Here is a 17,965-nt window from a genome sequence, read left to right as displayed (position 1 = left end):
CCGGATGGACATCGCGCGGGCGGCGGCCGGGCTCTTCGTGACACACGGTCTGCGGGCCACCCGGGCCGAGGACATCGCGCGCGCGGCGGGGGTCGCGCCGCGCACGTTCTACCGGTACTTCGCGACCAAGGAGGAGGCCCTCGGCCCGCTCTTCGCCGCGGGCGCGCAGAAGTGGGCGGAGGCAGTCCGGGACGCCCCTGCCGAGCTGGACGTCCCCGAGGCGCTGCGCCACGCGGTCGCCGGCACCCTGACTCCCGGCGTCGGGGTCAGGGCCGAGTCGCTGGAGTGGGTGCGCACGCTGCTGCGGCTGGCCGACGGCAGCCCCGCCCTGCGCAGGGTCTGGGGCGAGGCCTGCCAGACCGCGGAACGCACCCTCGCGGACGTACTGGCGGCACGCCTCGCGCCGCCTGGGACATCGGCGCCCGCCGACGCCGGGGAGTCCGCCGCCAGTGGGTCGGCCGCCGCTCCGAGCGCCGAGGAAGCCGCCCTCACCGGCGCCCCCGTGGCGCCCGGCGCCGAAGACTCCGGCGTGACCGCGTCTCCCGCGAGGCTCGGCGCCGAAGAATCCGGCGTGACCGCGTCTCCCGCGAGGCTCGGCGCCGAAGAATCCGGCGTGACCGCGTCTCCCGCGACGTCCGGCGCCGCAGTGCCCGACGTCACCGCGTCCCCCGCGACGCCTGGTGCCGGAGAACCCGCCGTCACCGGTGGCCCTCCGCCTCCGGGGGCCGCCCACGGAATGCCCGCCGACCTGCGGCTCGCCGCCGCCGTCGCCAGTGCCGCCGTGCGGGTGGCCGTCGAGGCGTGGGCCGCCGGGGAGGAGCCCCCGGACGGACCGACGGGACCGCCCGCGCTCGCCCTGCGCAACCTCGCGACCCTGGACGACTTCCCCTGGAGTGCCGTACGGGTCTGAGGACCGGCACCTCGTCAGGGGGAGGTGAGGCCCTCGTCCTGAGGGCCTCCCGCCGCCCGGGTCAGGCGGGCGCCCAGATCCCGCAGGTAGCCGATCAGTTCCGCCGGTTCCCGCACGGTGAACTCGCAGTCGACCATCGCGAGCCGCACCGCCAGCCACTCCACCGAGTCGCCCGCCGAGGCACGCAGTCGGCAGCTGCGGTCGTCGAGCGGCTCGGGCGCGCCCAGCCAGGCCGGGAGACGGGCCGCGACGAACTCGACCGGCGCCGCGAAGGTGACGTCGAAGGCGTACGTCTCCTGCCGCCGGAACATGGACTGCCGCAGATACTCCGCCGCACTGCCCGTCGGCAGTTCCCGCGGAGTGAACCGCGTCCCCGTGGCGAACGGTTCGGCGACCCGGTCGACGCGGAAGGTGCGCCAGTCCTCGCGGTCGAGGTCGTAGGCGACGAGGTACCAGCGGCGGCCGGTCGACACCAGCCGGTACGGCTCGGTCAGGCGCCGTGAGGGCGTCCCGTCCCCGGAACGGTAGGCGAACCTCAGCCGCTCGCGGCCGGCCACCGTCGAGGCCATCACGGTCAGCGTCTCCGGCGCGATACTGGCGCCGTCCCCGCTGGTCAGCGGCGTGGTGGCCGCTTGGAGCGTGGACACGCGGTGCCGCAGCCGCGACGGCAGCACCTGCTCCAGCTTGGCGAGCGCGCGTACGGAGGCCTCGTCCAGGCCCTCGACGGCGTGCCCGGCCCCGGCCCGCAGGCCCACCGCGATGGCCACGGCCTCCTCGTCGTCGAGCACGAGCGGCGGCATCGCCTTGCCCGCGACCAGCCGGTACCCGCCCTCCGCGCCCTTGGTCGCCTGCACCGGATAGCCGAGCTCGCGCAGCCGGTCGATGTCCCGGCGGACGGTACGGCGGGACACCCCGAGCCGGTCGGACAGCTCGCCGCCGGGCCATTCACGCGGGGTCTGCAGGAGTGAGAGGAGCTGGAGCAGGCGCGCCGGGGTGTCGGTCGTCATGGTGTCTCCTCGGTCCTGGCCGGTGGGTCTCCAGACTGCCGCAGATCTAGGACACGATCTGACCTAATGGGCCCCTAGCTTGTCCCTATGACCTCCACCAAGACCCCTCCCAGCAGTACGGCTCCCGCGGCCGACCGGCGGCGCTGGTTCGCGCTCGCCATCGTGATGACCGCCGCCTTCATGGACCTGGTCGACGTCACGATCGTGAACATCGCGATCCCCTCCATACAGCGGGACGCGGGCGCGACGTTCAGTCAGATCCAGTGGATCACCGCGGGCTACGCGCTGGCGTTCGCCGCGGGACTGATCACCGGCGGGCGGCTCGGCGACATCCACGGCCGCAAGCGCCTCTTCCTGATCGGCATCGGCGGTTTCACGCTGGCGTCGGCGCTGTGCGGCTTCGCCGCCAACCCGGAGATGCTGGTCGCCTCGCGGATCCTGCAAGGGGCGATGGCCGCGCTGATGGTGCCGCAGGTGCTGTCGATCGTGCACGCGACCTTCCCGGCGCACGAGCGAGGCAAGGTGTTCGGACTGTTCGGCGCGATCGTGGGCCTCGGCGCGGTGTCCGGTCCGCTGCTCGGCGCCCTGCTCACCGAGTGGAACCTGTTCGGGCTGGAGTGGCGGCCGATCTTCCTCATCAACCTGCCGGTGGGCGTGGCCGGACTGATCCTGGGCCGCAAGTTCATCACGGAGTCCAAGGCGCCGCGGGCGCTCAAGCTCGACCTGGTGGGCGTCGCGCTGGTGACGCTTGGTCTGCTGATGCTCCTCTACCCGCTGACCCGCGGCCGTGAGCTGGGCTGGCCGCTGTGGGGGTACGCCTCGATGGCGGGTTCGGTCGTCGTCTTCGCGGCGCTGGTGGCGTACGAGAGGCGCAAGGGGCAGCGGGACGGTTCGCCGCTGGTCGAGCTGTCGCTGTTCCGGGTGAAGAGCTTCGCGGCGGGCATCGCCGTGCAGACGGTCTTCGGGGTCGGCCTCGGCATCTTCTTCCTGGTGTGGACGCTCTACATGCAGGTCGGGCTGGGCTGGAGCGCGCTGCGGGCGGGTCTGACCGGGGTGCCGTTCTCCATCGCGGTGTCGGCCGCGGCCGGGATGTCGGTGCAGCTCCTGGTGCCGCGCTTCGGGCGCAAGGTGCTCCAGGCGGGCGCGCTGATCATGGCGCTCGGCGTGCTGCTCTACATCTGGGAGTCCGACCGCTACGGCGCCTCCATCGCCTCCTGGCAGATGGCGCTTCCGCTGGTGGTGATGGGCGCCGGGATGGGGTTCATCGTGGCGCCGCTGACCGACGCGGTGCTGTCGGAGGTCCCGCGTGAGCACTCCGGTTCGGCGTCGGGTCTGATCAACACCGTGCAGCAGATGGGCAACGCGCTCGGTCTGGGTCTGGTGTCCGTGGTCTTCTTCGGCACCATGAGCGACCGGCTGGCTGTCGCCGGAAACGGGCCGGCCTACGTGAACGGCTTCCAGCACGCGCTGGGCTGGGTGGCCGTGGTGATGGGCGTCATCTTCCTGCTGATGTTCGCGCTGCCGAAGCGGCCCGCGCAGCATGTGGAGGGGGCGGCCGACGAGATCGGGACCGCCGGCACGGCCGGCACACCGGGCACGGAGAAGGCGCCCGTGCTCGTCCCGTGAGCGGCGGCTGATCAAGGGCTGAACGGAAGGCGGGGCCCGGCACCTCAGGTGCCGGGCCCCTTCGCGTGGCCCCGCGCCGTTACGAGCGTGCCGCCCCCTTCGAGTGGCCCCGCGCGGCGCCCGAATGTGCCGGGTCCGGTTCCTTGGAGCCTCGCGCCCGTCGCCCACCGACCAAGTCCGTTCATGCCCGAATCGAGCCCGAACCTGTTTACTTTCGGGTAATCGAGTCGTAGCCTCCCAAGAGAACAACAAGTTCGGGCATCAGGCGGAGGCGAACGGACATGTACGCACCGGAACGGCAGCAGGAGATCCTCCGGCTCGCGCGTGACGGCGGCCGGGTCGACGTCCTGTCGCTGGCCGACGAGTTCCAGGTCACCGCGGAGACCATCCGCCGGGACCTGAAGGCCCTCGACCGCGCGGGACTCCTGCGCCGGGTGCACGGCGGGGCGATCCCGGCGGGCCGGCTCGACTTCGAGCCCGACCTCGCCGAACGCGAGTCCACGGCGGCCGACGAGAAGGACCGCATCGCCCGCACCGCCCTGGCCGAACTGCCCGCCGAGGGCACGATGATCCTCGACGCGGGCAGCACGGTGGCCCGGCTCGCGGGCAGCCTGCCGCTGGAGTCGACGCTCACCGCCGTCACCCACAGCCTGCCGATCGCGGCGCGGCTCGCGGACCACCCCGGCATCCAGCTCCACCTCGTCGGAGGCCGCGTCCGGCACCGTACGCGGGCCGCCGTCGACGCCTGGGCGCTGCGGGCCTACGGCGAGATCCGCGCGGACGTCGTCTTCATCGCGGCCAACGGCTTCTCCGTCGAGCACGGGCTCACCACTCCGGACCTCGCCGAGGCGGCCGTGAAGCGCGCCGCCGTCCGCGCCGCCCGCCGCGTGGTGCTGCTCGCCGACTCCTCCAAGCACGGTCAGGAGCACTTCGCCCGTTTCGGCGACCTCGCCGACGTGGACCTGCTGATCACCGACAGCGGGCTGGGCCCGGAGGACGTCGTCGCCATCGAGCGCGGCGGCACCGAAGTGCAGTGCGTCTAGAAAGAGTCCGCATGATCCTCACCGTCACCCCCAACCCCTCCCTCGACCGCACGTACGAGGTCCCCTCGCTCGGTCGCGGCGAGGTCGTCCGGGCCACCGGCGAGCGGGTGGACCCGGGCGGCAAGGGGGTCAACGTGTCGCGGGCGGTCGCCGCGGCCGGGCGGCGCACCGTCGCCGTCCTGCCGCTGGGCGGAGCGCCCGGCGCCCTCGTCGCCGGACTCCTCGACGCCCAGGGCATCGAGGCCGCCCCCGTCCCCGTGGCCGGCGCGACCCGCTCCAACATCTCGGTCGCCGAACCGGACGGCACCCTGACGAAGATCAACGCACCGGGACCCGAACTCACGCCCGCCGAGGCCGAGTCGCTGCTGGAGACCGTACGGCGGCAGTACCGCCCCGGCGAGACGGACTGGATCGCCTGCTGCGGCAGCCTGCCACGCGGACTCTCCCCGTCCTGGTACGCCGACCTCGTCGCCCGCGCGCACGCGGCCGGCGCCCGGATCGCCCTGGACACCTCGGGACCGGCGCTGCTCGCGGCCCTGCGTGAACGCCCCGACGTCGTGAAGCCGAACGCCGCGGAACTCGCGGAGGCCGTCGGACGCCCCCTCGCCACCGTCGGCGACGCGGTCAAGGCCGCCGAGGAGCTGCGCGGACTGGGCGCCCGCACCGTACTGGCCAGCCTCGGCGCCGACGGACAACTGCTGGTGGACGTGTCGGGCGCCTGGTTCGGCAGCGCCCGCGTCGACGCCGTACGCAGCAACGTGGGCGCCGGCGACTCCTCGCTGGCCGGCTTCCTGATCGCCGGCGGCGCCGGTCCCGAGGCCCTCGCCTCCGCCGTCGCCCACGGCGCCGCCGCCGTCCGGCTGCCCGGCAGCGTGATGCCGGCCCCCGCCGACCTCGACCCCGCCGCCGTGACCGTCACGACGGAGGTCCCCGTGGACCGCGCCCTCACGGAGCCGGTGTCATGACGCCCGCGGCCACCCCCTCAGGACAGGCACCGACGTGGCGGGGCCTCCCCTTCCCCGCCGCGGCCACCCCGGCGCGGCCCGCGCTCCGTGCGAGCGGCACCCCCGCCCCCACCCCCGCCCGGCGGTCCCCGCGGGCCATACGCGTGCGAAGGAGCCCGCGATGAGCGAGATGATCACCGCGGACCTGGTCGACCTCGACCTGTCCGCCGACACCAAAGAAGCGGCGGCACGCGCCCTCGCCGAGCGGATGGCAGCCCTGGGCCGGGTCACCGACCTCGACGGTTTCCTCGCCGACGTGGCGGCCCGCGAGGCGCAGATGCCGACCGGCCTCGACGGCGGCATCGGCATCCCGCACTGCCGCAGCGCCCATGTCACCGAGCCGACGCTGGCCTTCGGGCGCAGCGGCACCGGCATCGACTTCGGCGCGCCGGACGGTCCCGCCGACCTGATCTTCCTGATCGCCGCCCCGGCCGGCGCGGACGACGCCCACCTCACGATCCTGTCCTCGCTCGCCCGGCAGCTGATGAACGCCGAGTTCACCTCCGCGCTGCGGGCCGCGGACGACGCGGCGACCGCCGCCGCGCTCGTCCGTGGCGACCGGCCCCCGGCGCCCGCCGCGGCCCCGGCCGGCTCCGGCGCGAGCGCACCCGACGACTCCGCGGCGGCGTCGAACGCGGCGGCCTCCGCCGACGCCGCCGCGGTCCCCTCTGCCCCCGCCCCGGACCGGACCGGCCAGGACGGGACTCCGGCACCGGGGGAGACCGGTGGCGTGGACACGCCCCCGGCACCAGGCGAAACGGGCGGCGCGGACACGACCCCGGCACCCGGCGACACGGGCGGCGCGGACACCGCCGCGGCCGGGGGCGCGCGGCCGTTCCGGATCGTGGCCGTCACCTCCTGCCCCACCGGCATCGCGCACACCTACATGGCGGCCGAGTCGCTGGAGAACGCGGGCCGCGCGGCCGGCGACGTCGAGATCGTCGTCGAGACCCAGGGCTCGGCCGGCTTCACCCGGCTCGACCCGGCGGTCGTCGCGGCGGCGGACGGCGTGATCTTCGCCCACGACGTGCCCGTACGCGACAAGGACCGCTTCGCCGGGAAGCCGACCGTCGACGTCGGCGTGAAGGCAGGCATCAGCCGGGCCGCCGAGCTGATCTCCGAGGTCCGCGGCAAGGCCGAACGCGGCGAGGTCACCGCCGGCTCCGCGCCCGGCAGTCCGGTGGAGCGCACCGGTGAGTCCGGTGAGGGCTACGGCACCAAGCTGCGCAAGTGGCTGATGAGCGGCGTGAGTTACATGGTGCCGTTCGTCGCCGCGGGCGGCCTGCTGATCGCCCTCGGCTTCGCGATCGGCGGCTACCAGGTCAACAAGGCGCCCTCCGTCATGGACCACTTCATGTGGATGCAGGCGGACAGCTGGGGCGCGCTGTTCTTCCAGATCGGCGGCGTGGCCTTCGGCTTCCTCGTCCCGGTCCTGGCCGGCTACATCGCGTACGGCATGGCGGACCGGCCAGGGCTCGTCCCGGGCTTCGTCGGCGGCGCGATCTCCCTGACGATCAACGCGGGCTTCCTCGGTGGCCTGGCCGCCGGTCTCATCGCCGGTGGCGTGGTGCTCGGCATCCAGCGGGTGCCGATCCCGGCGGCGCTGCGCGGCATCATGCCGGTGGTGGTGATCCCGCTCATCTCCGCGGCGATCGTCGGGTTCCTGATGTTCGTGGTGATCGGCAAGCCCATCGCCTCCGCGCAGAAGGGCATGACCGACTGGCTGAACGGCCTCACCGGCACCAACGCCGTCCTGCTCGGCGCCCTCCTCGGCCTGATGATGTGCTTCGACCTGGGCGGCCCGGTCAACAAGGTCGCCTACACCTTCGCCACCGCCGGCATCGCGGTCGCGAGCCCCAGCGACTCCGCGATGAAGATCATGGCCGCGGTGATGGCGGCCGGCATGGTCCCGCCGCTCGCGATGGCCCTGGCGACGACCGTGCGCGGCAGGCTGTTCACGCCGACCGAGCGCGAGAACGGCAAGGCCGCCTGGGTGCTCGGCGCCTCCTTCATCTCGGAGGGCGCGATCCCCTTCGCCGCGGGTGACCCGCTGCGGGTCATCCCGGCGTCGATGGCGGGCGGCGCGGTCACCGGCGCCCTGTCGATGACCTTCGGCGCCACCCTGCGCGCCCCGCACGGCGGCATCTTCGTGGTCCCGCTGATCGGCAGCCCGTTCCTGTACCTCCTGGCCATCGCAGCGGGCGTCTGCGTCACCGCCGCCGTGGTGATCGTCCTCAAGGGCATGCGCAGGCCGGCACCGGAGGGCACGGGGACGGTGCCCGACGTTCCGGCACCGGCCGGCGGCGGCACCAAGGAGCCGGTCGCGGCCTGAGCAGCCGATCAGGGGCCGCGCACATGCCCCTTTAGGGCGGCGTTGAGTCGTTCACCGCATCTGCGAGATGCGTCACGGTCCGGGGCCAAAGGCCCGGACCGTGGTGTCTACTGGAACGCATGCCTGAGCATGTGTCGAACCTTCAGCTGGCGGGCGCGAGCGTCCTCGCCCTGGCGACCGCCGTCTGGGTCGTCGGCCTGGTACGGCTGCTGCGCCGGAGCCGGTCCACGGCCGCGCGGCGCCCCGTCGGCACATTGCGGGCCGTGCCCGGCCAGCGGCGGACCGGCCCGGGCGCGGAGTGCGTGGAGCTGACCCCGCAGGAACGCGCGGCGTTCGCGGGCCTGGTACGGCAGTTCAGCGACAACCGCTCCTGAAGCGGCCCTGACGGGAGGGCCACGGCCGCGGCGAGTCCGGGGATCGCCGGTGTGCCCTTGCGGGCGTGGGTGGGAGTGCGGGCGCGGAGGTGTCCCGGTCGGCGTGGTGCGAGAGGGTGCCGGATCAGCCGAGGCGTGCGGCCCGGCGCTCCATCGCCTCGCGGGCCGCGCTCTCCGTCGCGTACACCTCGCACATGTGCCGGCGGTCCGGGGTCGCGGTGTGCTCGACCTCCCACAGGGAGATCTCGCGTCCGTCGCGCAGCAGGAAGGCGTGCTCGTAGAGCGAGAAGCTGAGGCGGGACGTCTGGCCCGCGCGGCCGGGACGGCCGAAGGCCTGGGTGATCTGGTGGGCGCACGCCTCGCGCAGCAGCAGGGCGGTCAGGCCGGCGTCGGGCCGGTCCGCGTTCTCCGCGCGGCGCAGCAGCCGGCGGGCGTGGTCCGCCGAGTCGTCCGGGACGTACGTGTGCCGGGGCTCGGGGATGGGGGGCAGCTGCACCGTCACGGGCAGCTCGAAGTCCGGTGTGTCCGAGGGCAGGGGTAAGCGGCCCGTCGCCGCCCGCAGTTCCTCCTCGTCCACGTACACCTCGTGCTGCGCCTCGGCGCCCCGCGCGGTGTTGTGGACGAGCTCCCACAGCGTGACCGCCGAGCCGTCGGCGAGCAGCCAGGTGTGCCGGTACGTCTCACGGTGCAGCCCCGCGCTGTGGTGCGCGGAGTGCAGCGAACTGTCGTGCGCCAGCGCGCAGTCGAGCAGCCGTATGGTCTCGTCCGGCAGCTCGAAGGAGTTCAGGGCACGGCCGAGAAGTCGCGCGAGATGCTCCTCAGGAGACTCGGGCGACTCGGGTGGCTCGTACGCTGCTGTCTCGTACGGAACGCTCAAGGCTTCTCCCGGCGTTGCTGCATGTCACCTTGTGGGTGCATACCGTAGCCCCTCGGTCGGACATCATGTCCGCGAACCGAGAAAACGTGCGGAGGGAAAACGCGCGGGCCGCGCGGAGTGTTCCCGCGCGGCCCCTGCGACCCTCGAAAAGCCCTTGTCAGACGGCACTTTCGGCGGTCCACTCGCTCCACGGCATGTTCCAGCCGTTGAGCCCGTTGTCCGGTGCGACCGGCTTGTCGGGGGAGTTCTTGACCGTCACGACGTCCCCGACGAGCGAGTTGTCGAAGAACCACTTGGCGGCCGTGGCGCTCTGCGCGCCCCGCTCGTCGGCGAGACCCACGCACCCGTGGCTGGTGCCCTCCCGGCCGAACGGCGGATTCCCGCGGTTGTACCAGTAGTTGCCGTGGATGAAGGTCCCCGACGTCGTCAGCCGCATCGCGTTCGGCACGTCCGCGATGTCGTACTCGCCGCCGTGGCCGACCGTCGCGCCGTTCATCCGGGTCTGCCGGAACTTCTCGGAGATGACCATCTGGCCGTTGTACGTGGTGTTCTCGGCGCTGCCCGACGAGATCGGGATGGTCTTGACGGTCTTCCCGTCCCGTACCACCGTCATCGTCTGCGTCGCCACGTCCACCGTGGACACCTGCGAGCGGCCCACGGTGAAGGTGACGGTCTTGTCCTGCACGCCGTAGAGGCCGTTCGCGCCCTCCACGCCGTCCAGGCCGATCCTCACGGTGACCTTGGAGCCGGCCTTCCAGTACTGCTCGGGCCTGAAGTCCAGCCGCTGCGCCCCGAACCAGTGACCCACGACCTTCTGCCCACTGCTGGAGCGCACGGTGATGTGCGACTGCACCTTCTTCTTCGCGCTGATCGCCTTGTCGAAGGTGAAGGAGACCGGCATGCCCGCCCCGACCGTGGCGCCGCCGTCGGGTGTGTACGTGCCGATGAAGCTGTTGGCCGTGGAGACCGTGCTGAAGGCGGAGTCGGCGGCGACCTTGCGCCCGTCGCCGTCCTCGGCCTTCGCCGAGATCCGGTACTTCGTCCCGCGCTCCAACTGCTCCTTGGGCTTCCACGCCTTCCCGTCGCCGGAGAGCGCACCGGGCACGGCGGCCCCGGTCCCCGAGACCGTCATCTTCACGTCGGTCAGCCTGCCCCCGCTGACCTTGACGCCGGTCGCGTTGATGGACGCGTTCTTCGAGCCGTCCTCGGCGGAGATGACGATCCTCGCCGCCGACGTCCTGGACGAACCTCCGTTCTTCCCGTCCTTGTTGTCCGCGCTGGCGTCGCCGCCGCAGGCGGTGAGGGTGAGGGCGCCGACCATCAGGGCGGCACAGGCCCCCACTGCGCGCCGCATTGATATGTCCGGCGTTGTCACGGGCTGCTCCAGGTTCGTGTGGTGTGGGTGATCCGCTCCGTTGCGTGGAGAAAGAGCGCCACGCGCCTGGAAGGGTTCCTTCCGTAGCCGACGGACGCCATCGCGTGACAGAACCGCGACAATCCCCGCCCCACCCAACGCCCTTACGTCCCCGGCACCCGCCCGCTACCGGGCCCCGTACAGCTCCTCGTACGACGGCCACGTCCCGCCCGGCCCCTCCACCGGCCCGGCCGCCCGCACCGCCCGGACGATCGCCCGCGTCACCACGTCCGCGCCGGCCGCGAGCACCTCGTTGAGCGCGAGGGGCTGGTCCGCGGCGAGCGGCCGGTCACCCGTGGCGAGCGCGAAGACCGTGTCCCCGTCGTTGAGCAGATGGACCGGCCTGACCGCCCGCGCGATGCCGTCGTGCGCCGTACCCGCCAGCTTCTGCGCCTGCGCCCGGGTGAGGTCGGCGTCGGTGGCGACGACGGCCAGCGTCGTGTTCAGCGGGGGAGGGGCGTTCCGCGCGGCGGCCTCGGCGAGCCGCCGCCCCGCCGCCTCGTGCACCTCGGCGGGCGGGTACGACGCGGTGCCCGTCAGCAACTCCCCGTACAGCGCCCCCGACCCCGGCTCCACCGCGGAACCGGCCGCGTTCGCCACCACCAGCGCGGCCACGGTGATCCCCGAGTCGAGCAGCACGCTCGCCGTCCCCACCCCGCCCTTGAGCGGACCGACGGCCGCCCCCGTACCGGCGCCGACGCAGCCCTGCCGCACCGGGGCACCCGGGCCGCTCGCCTCGGCGGCCTCGACCGCGGCCCGTCCGGTGGCCGCGTCGGGCCGGGCCCGGAAGTCGCCCCCGCGGCCGAGGTCGAAGACGCAGGCGGCCGGCACGACCGGCACCACGTGCGCAACGTCGGGACCGACCCGCACCCCGCGACCTCGTTCCTCCAGCCAGGCCATCACCCCCGACGCGGAGTCCAGCCCGTAGGCGCTGCCGCCGGTCAGCACGATCGCCTCGACCTTCTGGACCAGGTTCCGGGGGTCCAGCGCGTCGGTCTCCTTGGTACCGGGACCACCGCCGCGCACGTCCACGGCCGCGACCGCGCCGCCCGGGGGAGCCAGCACCACGGTGGTACCGGTGAGCCGGCCCTCGCCGGTGAGCGTCGCATGGCCCACCAGCAGTCCCGCCACATCCGTCAGAGCGTCAAGTGTCATACCCCCAGTGTTCCTTCGCCGCTCCTCCGGCACCGGGTCCCCGCTACCGCGGCGCGGCCGCCTCCTCCTTGCGTCCCGCCTCTTCCCGTCTCGCCGTCCGTGCCGTCAGCGCCACCCCGGCCGCCACCGTCGCCGCGCCCACGATCCCCGCCGCGAGCACCGCCCAGTCGCCGAGGAAGGTGCTCAGGATGATGAGGAGCGCGGACGTCGGCAGGACGAGCTGCTGGGCCACGCCCACCTTGAAGTACCGGGCGTGCAGCGCCCACACGGTCAGGAAGAACAGCGCCGTCGGCAGCGTCACGGCGGCGGACCCGGCCAGCGTCGAGATGTGCGCCTGGCCGACCGCCTGCTCGACGGCCACCTCGACCCCCGCGCCGATCGCGGCCGCGGAGGCGAGGATCAGGTAGTGGCCGTACCCCCACACGAACGCCTGCACGCTCGTCCGCAGATGGCCGTGGATCGGCACCGCGAAGTAGATCCACCAGGCGGCGAACACCACCAGCAGCCCGCCCACCGCGATGGGCAGCAGCTCGCCCAGCGCCTCGTGCTCGTCGACGGCGGACTTCACGGCGACCGTGGCCGCGGCGATCGTCTCGCCCAGCACGATGATGGTGAACAGGCCGTACCGCTCGGAGATGTGACGCGGGTGCCAGGGCGTGGCGGTGTCCTTCTCCGCGTACAGGGGGACGGCCATCTCGGCGATCGCCATCACCAGGAACAGCCAGGGCCGGGCGGGCTCCGGCAGCGACAGCAGCCCGAGCCAGCCGATCTGGCAGAGCAGCACACCGCCGGCGTACCGCAGCGCGGTGGTTCTCTCACGGCCCTCGCAGCCCCGCGCCGCCCGCAGCCACTGGGTGATCATCGCGCACCGGATGATCGCGTAGCCCAGCCAGACGAGCAGGAAGTCGTGGTCGGTGAACGCCTGCGACACCCCCGCCGCGAGCACCAGGGCGCCGGCGATCTGGATCAGCGTGACGACCCGGTAGAGGACGTCGTCGTTGTCGTAGGCCGAGGCGAACCAGGAGAAGTTCATCCAGGCCCACCAGATCGCGAAGAAGATCATCGCGTAGTTCAGGATGCCCTCGCCCGCGTGCCCCTCGGCGACCGCGTGCACCAACTGCGCGCCGGCCTGCGCGACGGCCACGACGAAACAGAGGTCGAAGAAGAGCTCCAGGGGCGTCGCGACCCGGTGCGCCTCGTCACGGCCCCGGGCGGTCATCCTGCGCAGCGGGCTTCGGTCGGCCGGTCGCGCCGCCCGGTCGTCGGGGGCGGAGGCGGAACCGGGGGAACCGGCGGAACTGGTGGTCATGGGGCCAAGCACAGCAGAGATACGGCGGAAAGTCTTGTGAAGACGTTCACATGAAGGCCGTCCGCCACCGTGTGACTGCCTGCTTCCGGGCCCAGGGCGGCGCCGGGCACGCTCCTCCGGTCGCGGCAGGCCGTGACCACGCTCCGTCGGCTCCGGCGAGCTGCGGCCCGCATGCCCCCTCGGCCCCGGCACGTACCCTGGAGGCATGAGTACCGCCCCCGCACCCGAGCCGCGCGACCCCAAGGCCGCGCTGGTCTTCGACGACCCGCTGAGCGAGCAGTCCTCGGACGACACCGACCGCGGGTGGGGCGAGCGGCCCGGCGGTGACGGTGACAGCGCGGCGGACCTGCGGCGCTTCCTCGACGAGAAGCCGCCGCACCACATCTGAGCCGCCGCCCGCCGGACTGCGTCTGTGCTCGCGTCCGGTGCCGGTGCCGGTGCCCGTGCCGCTGCCTTCGCCGGTCCCGGTGCCGCTGCCGGTGCCGATTCCGCGTCCGGTGTCAGTCCCGGTCGTGGCCGGAGCCGCGCTGGGCCACCAAGGCGTCGCGGATGTCCTTGAGCACCTCCAGCTCCGTCACCTCGATGATCTCGTGCGTGTCCTCCCTCGCCTTCCGGCGGGCTTCCTGGCGGGCCAGGTACTTGGACATCGGGAGGACCATCAGGAAGTAGACGACGGCTCCGGTGATCACGAAGCTGAGCGTCGCGCTGAGCACCGTGCCCCACATGATGGGGATGCCCGTGACCGTGCCGTCCTTCGCCATCGCGCAGGGCGACTTCAGGCAGGAGTGGTACTTGTCGAGGTCCTTGGTGCCGAAGGCTCCCACCAGCGGGTTGATGATGCCCTTCACCACGGAGTTGACGACGTTGGTGAAGGCGGCGCCGATGACCACGGCGACGGCCAGGTCGATGACGTTCCCACGCATCAGAAAGGCCTTGAAGCCCTCCAGAACGCCCGGCTTCTTCTTCTCGCTCACCGAGAGGCCCCTCTGCACAAGTTGTGGAACAAACAGTTCCGCAACCTACGTCAGGGTGTCCCGGGACTGTCCAATTGGGCCGCTCGATCGTGCGACTTGACACCATTTCGCCGGCCGGCGACTGCCTCCCGGGCGACGACTGCTTCCCGGGCGGCGACTGCCTTCTGGGTGGCAACGGCTTCCCGGACGGTGACCCGCTCCCGGGCAACTCCTCCCTCCCGCTCACTGGCTCCGCGACCGTGCTCGTCTCCCCGCCGGACGGGACGGCGACGTCGGCCAGGACGCCGGCCCCGGTCAGCACAGCGTCACCGCCAGGCGGGCCGTGGTGCCGGCGCCGGCCAGCCGGGTCGCCGTGGCCCGCGGGACCGACAGCACGACCAGTGCCCCCGCCTCGGTGGCGCCGATGTCCGGCACCTCGGTGACACGCGCGCCGGCCGCCACCACGCGGGCCCGGCCGGAGCCGTCCGCCGCGACGACGTCCACGCGGTCGCCCGGGCGCAGCAGCCCGACCGTGGCTCCGTCGGCGATGCGCACGGGCGCCGTGACGCTCTCGGGCGCGGGGCGCTCGCGTGCGGGAGCGGAGGCCGGAGCCCGTGGGGGAGCCGCCGTCGGACGGTCCCGGGCCCGCTCGGCGTCCCGGGGTCCGGCCGCCACGAGCGCGGCCGCCGTGACCGCGAGGCCCGTGGCCATCGCCCGCCTCCGGTACCGCAGCAGGCGCTGGAGCCGGCAGCGGGCGCCCCGCACCCGCACGGGGGCGAAGTGCGGCACCTCGCACGGAGGAGGGGCGTCCGTGCCCACGGGGCCCGTGACGGGGGAGACGAGCGGGGAGAGCTGTGCCATGACTGCCACCACCTGCGACGAGAGATCGGCTTGCGATCCCACGATGAGGCCTCGCCGCCCGGCCCGCCGGAGCCCGTGGACGGCCGGCGGATTGTGGACAACTCCCTCACCCGAACGAGCAGTTCCGCCGCCCAGCTCGCACCGTCAGGCGCCGCCACCGGGCGCAGACCAGCTGGAATCCCGGCCCCATCCCCCCTCAGGCAAGCTGAAGCCCAGGCCCCATCCCCCTCAGGGAAGCTCGAACCCCGGGTCCATCCCGCCCAGGGCCGTCGTGCACAGGCAGTCCCGTGTCTCGTTCGACGGGAGTCCCGCGACCGCGTCGAAGAGCACGCCCCGCAGCCGGTCCACGTTCGCCGCGAACACCTTCAGCACGTCCTCGTGCGAGACGCCCTCGCCGGTCTCGGCGCCCGCGTCCAGATCGGTGACCAGGGTCATCGAGGTGTAGCAGAGCTCCAGTTCGCGGGCCAGCGCGGCCTCGGGGTGCCCGGTCATGCCGACCACCGACCAGCCCTGCGCCTGGTGCCACAGGGACTCGGCCCGGGTGGAGAACCGCGGCCCCTCGACGACCACGAGGGTGCCCCCGTCGACCGGTTCCCAGTCGCGCCCGCGGGCGGCGGCCAGCGCGGCGCGGCGTCCGACGGGGCAGTACGGGTCGGCCAGCGACACGTGCACGACGTTCGGCACCTCGCCGCCGGGCAGCGGCAGCCCGTCGAAGTACGTCTGCGTCCGGGCCTTCGTGCGGTCGACCATCTGGTCCGGCACGAGCAGGGTCCCCGGGCCGTACTCGGGGCGCAGCCCGCCGACCGCGCAGGGGCCGAGCACCTGGCGCACGCCCACGGAGCGCAGGGCCCACAGGTTGGCCCGGTAGTTGATGCGGTGCGGCGGCAGATGGTGGCCGCGGCCGTGACGGGGCAGGAAGGCGACCCGGCGGCCGGCGATCTCGCCGAGGAAGAGGGAGTCGCTGGGCGGCCCGTACGGGGTGTCGACCCGTATCTCGGTCACGTCGTCGAGGAACGAGTAGAAGCCCGAGCCGCCGATGACGCCGATCTCGGCCGTGACCGGCGGCTGTGCCTGTGCGGGGCGCCCCGCGCCCGCCGGGTCCTGTGCGTTCTCCGTGTTCGCCATGACGGCACCCTAACCGGGGCCGGACACGCCGAAGACCCCGCCGTCCAGGACGACAGGGTCTCGTAAGAAAGGCTTACGCGGCGGTGCTGCCGGCCGACGAGGAGCCGCTCGACGAAGAGCTGCTCGACGACGAGCCGGACGACGGCTTCGAGTCCGACGAGGACGTCGACTTCGCGTCCGACGACGAGCTCGACGACTTCGAGGACGAGGCCGGGCTGCTGCTCGACGAGGAACCGCGGCTGTCATTGCGGTAGAACCCGGAGCCCTTGAAGACAATGCCGACCGCGGAGAACACCTTCTTCAGGCGGCCATCGCAGTTGGGGCACACGGTCAGGGCGTCGTCCGTGAACTTCTGCACCGCCTCGAGGCCCTCGCCGCACTCGGTGCACTGGTACTGGTAGGTCGGCACTTGTCTTCCTCCTGGCACTCTCACTCAGTGAGTGCTAACGACGGTCCATAGTGACGTATTCCTCGGGATCAGTCCACCGCCACAGGCGTGCGGTGACCGACGCCACGTGCGACGGTGCGGCTCCGGGGGCTCCGGGACAGGCGTGAACGCAGGGCCACCAGGGTCACCAGGGCCAGTACGGTTCCGGCCATCGGCACCAGGAAACCGGCGCCGTCCCAGAGGCGGTCCTCCAGCTGCCCGGCGAACGTGACGGCCGCCGCCTGGCCGAGGGCCACCGCGCCGGTCAGCCAGGTGAACGCCTCGGTGCGGGCGCCGGCCGGCACCAGTCCCTCGACCAGCGTGTAGCCGGTGATCAGGGCGGGCGCGATGCACATGCCGACCAACAGGCCGAGCCCGGCGAGGACGACCACGGACTCGGCGGCCCACAGGCCCGACGCGGTGAACGCGAGCGCCGCGTAGCCGACGACCAGGCGGCGCTGGGGGGCCACCTTCCAGGCGACGGCGCCGCAGACGACGCCGGAGAGCATGTTGCCCGCGGCGAAGACGCCGTACAGGACGCCGTTCAGGCCGGGCTCGCCGATCGACTCGCTGAACGCGGCGAGGGCGACCTGCATACCGCCGAAGACCGATCCGATGCCGAGGAAGGCGACGATCAGGACGCGTACACCGGGGATGCCGAGCGCTGAGGCGGGCTTCACGCGCGTGTGCCCCGGCTCGACCGCGGCCACGGCGGGCTGGGTGCTCTTCTGTGCCGCGAACAGCAGTCCGCCGACCAGGGTCAGCGCGGCCTCGGTCAGCAGGCCCGCCGCCGGGTCCACGGCGGTGCACAGGGCGGTGGCGAGCAGCGGGCCCAGTACGAAGGTCAGCTCGTCCGTGACGGACTCGAAGGCCGCAGCGGTCGTCATCAGGGGGGAGTCCTGGAGCTTCACGCCCCAGCGGGCCCGCACCATGGGGCCGACCTGGGGCACCGAGGCGCCGGTCGGGACGGCCGCCAGGAAGAGCGCCCACAGCGGGGCGCCGGTCAGCGCCAGCAGCGTGAGGGACAGGCCCGCCAGGGTGTGCACGAGGACGCCGGGCAGCAGCACCGCGCGCTGGCCGTGGCGGTCGGCGAGCCGCCCGCTGTAGGGGGCGAAGAGCGCCATGGAGACGCCGGTGGCCGCCGCCACGGCGCCCGCCGCCCCGTAGGAGCCGGTGGTGTGCTGGACGAGGAGCACGATGGAGATCGTGAGCATGGCGAACGGCTGTCGCGCGGCGAAGCCGGGGAGCAGGAACGTCCAGGCGCCGCGGGTGCGCAGCAGCTGTCCGTATCCCGGGCGGGAGGTGACCGTGGATGCCACGGCCCGTGCCTTTCTGCCGCCTGGTAGCGCGGCCCCCCTGGTGGGCGACGGCGCCGAGAGCTGTCCTCTTGCGCGGAACTGCGGTAGATACCGGAGCCCCGGAGGGGGACGTCACGGCCGCCATACGGTCGCGCCAGCTCTGCGTCAGGCAGAGTTGGTTCGATCAAAGCTGTGCCTTCATCGTACAGGGGTGCGGGCCTGTGGCGCCTGTGAAAGCGAGCACCATGGA

16 protein-coding genes and 1 pseudogene are annotated in these 17,965 nt (G+C 73.1%); 7 read left to right on the top strand and 10 right to left on the bottom strand.

What is annotated here, in order from left to right:
* Nucleotides 1-4 precede the first annotated feature (4 nt).
* Nucleotides 5-400 (top strand): annotated as a pseudogene (locus ACFYQQ_RS22340) (TetR family transcriptional regulator); the annotation flags it as partial.
* A gap of 524 nt (nucleotides 401-924) precedes the next feature.
* On the opposite strand, the gene ACFYQQ_RS22335 reads toward ACFYQQ_RS22340, so the two are convergent.
* Entirely contained in the window at nucleotides 925-1,917 is a 993-nt protein-coding gene (locus ACFYQQ_RS22335) for a YafY family protein (protein ID WP_355790711.1), read from the bottom strand.
* A gap of 87 nt (nucleotides 1,918-2,004) precedes the next feature.
* Here ACFYQQ_RS22335 and ACFYQQ_RS22330 point away from each other — a divergent pair, with 87 nt between their 5' ends.
* The 5 genes from ACFYQQ_RS22330 (at nucleotide 2,005) to ACFYQQ_RS22310 (ending at nucleotide 8,296) form a co-directional block, all read left to right on the top strand.
* A complete protein-coding gene (locus tag ACFYQQ_RS22330; RefSeq protein WP_355790708.1) occupies nucleotides 2,005-3,543 on the top strand; it encodes an MFS transporter in 1,539 nt (512 codons plus the stop codon).
* A 281-nt stretch (nucleotides 3,544-3,824) separates the two neighbouring features.
* Nucleotides 3,825-4,586, top strand: a complete 762-nt coding sequence (locus ACFYQQ_RS22325; protein WP_356163921.1) for a DeoR/GlpR family DNA-binding transcription regulator — start codon at nucleotides 3,825-3,827, stop codon at nucleotides 4,584-4,586.
* 11 nt (nucleotides 4,587-4,597) lie between these two features.
* A complete protein-coding gene (gene pfkB, locus ACFYQQ_RS22320; protein WP_356163922.1) occupies nucleotides 4,598-5,551 on the top strand; it encodes a 1-phosphofructokinase in 954 nt (317 codons plus the stop codon).
* Between the two features lie 160 nt (nucleotides 5,552-5,711).
* Complete coding sequence (locus ACFYQQ_RS22315) at nucleotides 5,712-7,922, top strand: fructose-specific PTS transporter subunit EIIC (protein ID WP_388905005.1); 2,211 nt, start codon at nucleotides 5,712-5,714, stop codon at nucleotides 7,920-7,922.
* Nucleotides 7,923-8,041: 119 nt separating this feature from the next.
* On the top strand, nucleotides 8,042-8,296 hold the full coding sequence (locus ACFYQQ_RS22310; RefSeq protein WP_355789403.1) for a hypothetical protein: 255 nt from the start codon (nucleotides 8,042-8,044) through the stop codon (nucleotides 8,294-8,296).
* Nucleotides 8,297-8,420: 124 nt separating this feature from the next.
* Here ACFYQQ_RS22310 and ACFYQQ_RS22305 read toward each other — a convergent pair whose 3' ends face one another.
* From ACFYQQ_RS22305 to ACFYQQ_RS22290, 4 genes are all read right to left on the bottom strand, one after another.
* Nucleotides 8,421-9,173 carry a DUF6227 family protein gene (locus ACFYQQ_RS22305; protein ID WP_355789406.1) on the bottom strand — a complete coding sequence of 251 codons (753 nt, stop codon included), beginning with the start codon at nucleotides 9,171-9,173 and terminating at the stop codon, nucleotides 8,421-8,423.
* A gap of 157 nt (nucleotides 9,174-9,330) precedes the next feature.
* The gene (locus ACFYQQ_RS22300) at nucleotides 9,331-10,548 is read right to left on the bottom strand and encodes an Ig-like domain-containing protein (RefSeq protein WP_355789409.1); all 1,218 of its coding nucleotides are present in this window, start codon (nucleotides 10,546-10,548) and stop codon (nucleotides 9,331-9,333) included.
* A gap of 165 nt (nucleotides 10,549-10,713) precedes the next feature.
* Nucleotides 10,714-11,742: a P1 family peptidase gene (locus ACFYQQ_RS22295; RefSeq protein ID WP_388905004.1), complete on the bottom strand. Its 1,029-nt coding sequence runs from the start codon at nucleotides 11,740-11,742 to the stop codon at nucleotides 10,714-10,716.
* 43 nt (nucleotides 11,743-11,785) lie between these two features.
* Nucleotides 11,786-13,051, bottom strand: coding sequence for a low temperature requirement protein A (locus tag ACFYQQ_RS22290; RefSeq protein ID WP_355785101.1), 1,266 nt, complete (start codon nucleotides 13,049-13,051; stop codon nucleotides 11,786-11,788).
* Nucleotides 13,052-13,256: 205 nt separating this feature from the next.
* On the opposite strand from ACFYQQ_RS22290, the gene ACFYQQ_RS22285 reads away from it, so the two are divergent.
* Nucleotides 13,257-13,439, top strand: coding sequence for a hypothetical protein (locus tag ACFYQQ_RS22285; protein ID WP_355785104.1), 183 nt, complete (start codon nucleotides 13,257-13,259; stop codon nucleotides 13,437-13,439).
* Nucleotides 13,440-13,551: 112 nt separating this feature from the next.
* Here the strand turns inward: ACFYQQ_RS22285 and ACFYQQ_RS22280 are convergent, their stop codons facing one another.
* The 5 genes from ACFYQQ_RS22280 to ACFYQQ_RS22260 form a co-directional block, all read right to left on the bottom strand.
* Nucleotides 13,552-14,025 carry an MscL family protein gene (locus ACFYQQ_RS22280; protein WP_356163928.1) on the bottom strand — a complete coding sequence of 158 codons (474 nt, stop codon included), beginning with the start codon at nucleotides 14,023-14,025 and terminating at the stop codon, nucleotides 13,552-13,554.
* 294 nt (nucleotides 14,026-14,319) lie between these two features.
* A complete protein-coding gene (locus ACFYQQ_RS22275) occupies nucleotides 14,320-14,865 on the bottom strand; it encodes a hypothetical protein (protein WP_388905003.1) in 546 nt (181 codons plus the stop codon).
* Between the two features lie 228 nt (nucleotides 14,866-15,093).
* Nucleotides 15,094-15,990, bottom strand: a complete 897-nt coding sequence (locus ACFYQQ_RS22270) for an S-methyl-5'-thioadenosine phosphorylase (protein WP_356163930.1) — start codon at nucleotides 15,988-15,990, stop codon at nucleotides 15,094-15,096.
* 73 nt (nucleotides 15,991-16,063) lie between these two features.
* On the bottom strand, nucleotides 16,064-16,399 hold the full coding sequence (locus tag ACFYQQ_RS22265) for an FmdB family zinc ribbon protein (RefSeq protein WP_356163931.1): 336 nt from the start codon (nucleotides 16,397-16,399) through the stop codon (nucleotides 16,064-16,066).
* Nucleotides 16,400-16,467: 68 nt separating this feature from the next.
* Nucleotides 16,468-17,736, bottom strand: coding sequence for an MFS transporter (locus ACFYQQ_RS22260; RefSeq protein ID WP_355782475.1), 1,269 nt, complete (start codon nucleotides 17,734-17,736; stop codon nucleotides 16,468-16,470).
* Nucleotides 17,737-17,965 lie beyond the last annotated feature (229 nt).

It is taken from the genome of Streptomyces sp. NPDC005496, assembly GCF_042872045.1.
GTDB lineage: Bacteria > Actinomycetota > Actinomycetes > Streptomycetales > Streptomycetaceae > Streptomyces.
Note: the sequence above shows the minus strand (reverse complement) of the source record. Positions and strands in the feature narration are given on the sequence as shown.

Bases quoted from the DNA above. Each gene is read 5' to 3' on its own strand.
- ACFYQQ_RS22285 (WP_355785104.1), top strand. From the start codon at position 13,257: ATGAGTACCGCCCCCGCACCCGAGCCGCGCGACCCCAAGGCCGCGCTG.
- ACFYQQ_RS22315 (WP_388905005.1), top strand. From the start codon at position 5,712: ATGAGCGAGATGATCACCGCGGACCTGGTCGACCTCGACCTGTCCGCC.
- ACFYQQ_RS22325 (WP_356163921.1), top strand. From the start codon at position 3,825: ATGTACGCACCGGAACGGCAGCAGGAGATCCTCCGGCTCGCGCGTGAC.
- ACFYQQ_RS22310 (WP_355789403.1), top strand. From the start codon at position 8,042: ATGCCTGAGCATGTGTCGAACCTTCAGCTGGCGGGCGCGAGCGTCCTC.
- ACFYQQ_RS22330 (WP_355790708.1), top strand. From the start codon at position 2,005: ATGACCTCCACCAAGACCCCTCCCAGCAGTACGGCTCCCGCGGCCGAC.
- ACFYQQ_RS22270 (WP_356163930.1), bottom strand. From the start codon at position 15,990: ATGGCGAACACGGAGAACGCACAGGACCCGGCGGGCGCGGGGCGCCCC.
- ACFYQQ_RS22290 (WP_355785101.1), bottom strand. From the start codon at position 13,051: ATGACCACCAGTTCCGCCGGTTCCCCCGGTTCCGCCTCCGCCCCCGAC.
- ACFYQQ_RS22335 (WP_355790711.1), bottom strand. From the start codon at position 1,917: ATGACGACCGACACCCCGGCGCGCCTGCTCCAGCTCCTCTCACTCCTG.
- ACFYQQ_RS22275 (WP_388905003.1), bottom strand. From the start codon at position 14,865: ATGGCACAGCTCTCCCCGCTCGTCTCCCCCGTCACGGGCCCCGTGGGC.
- ACFYQQ_RS22295 (WP_388905004.1), bottom strand. From the start codon at position 11,742: ATGACACTTGACGCTCTGACGGATGTGGCGGGACTGCTGGTGGGCCAT.
- pfkB (WP_356163922.1), top strand. From the start codon at position 4,598: ATGATCCTCACCGTCACCCCCAACCCCTCCCTCGACCGCACGTACGAG.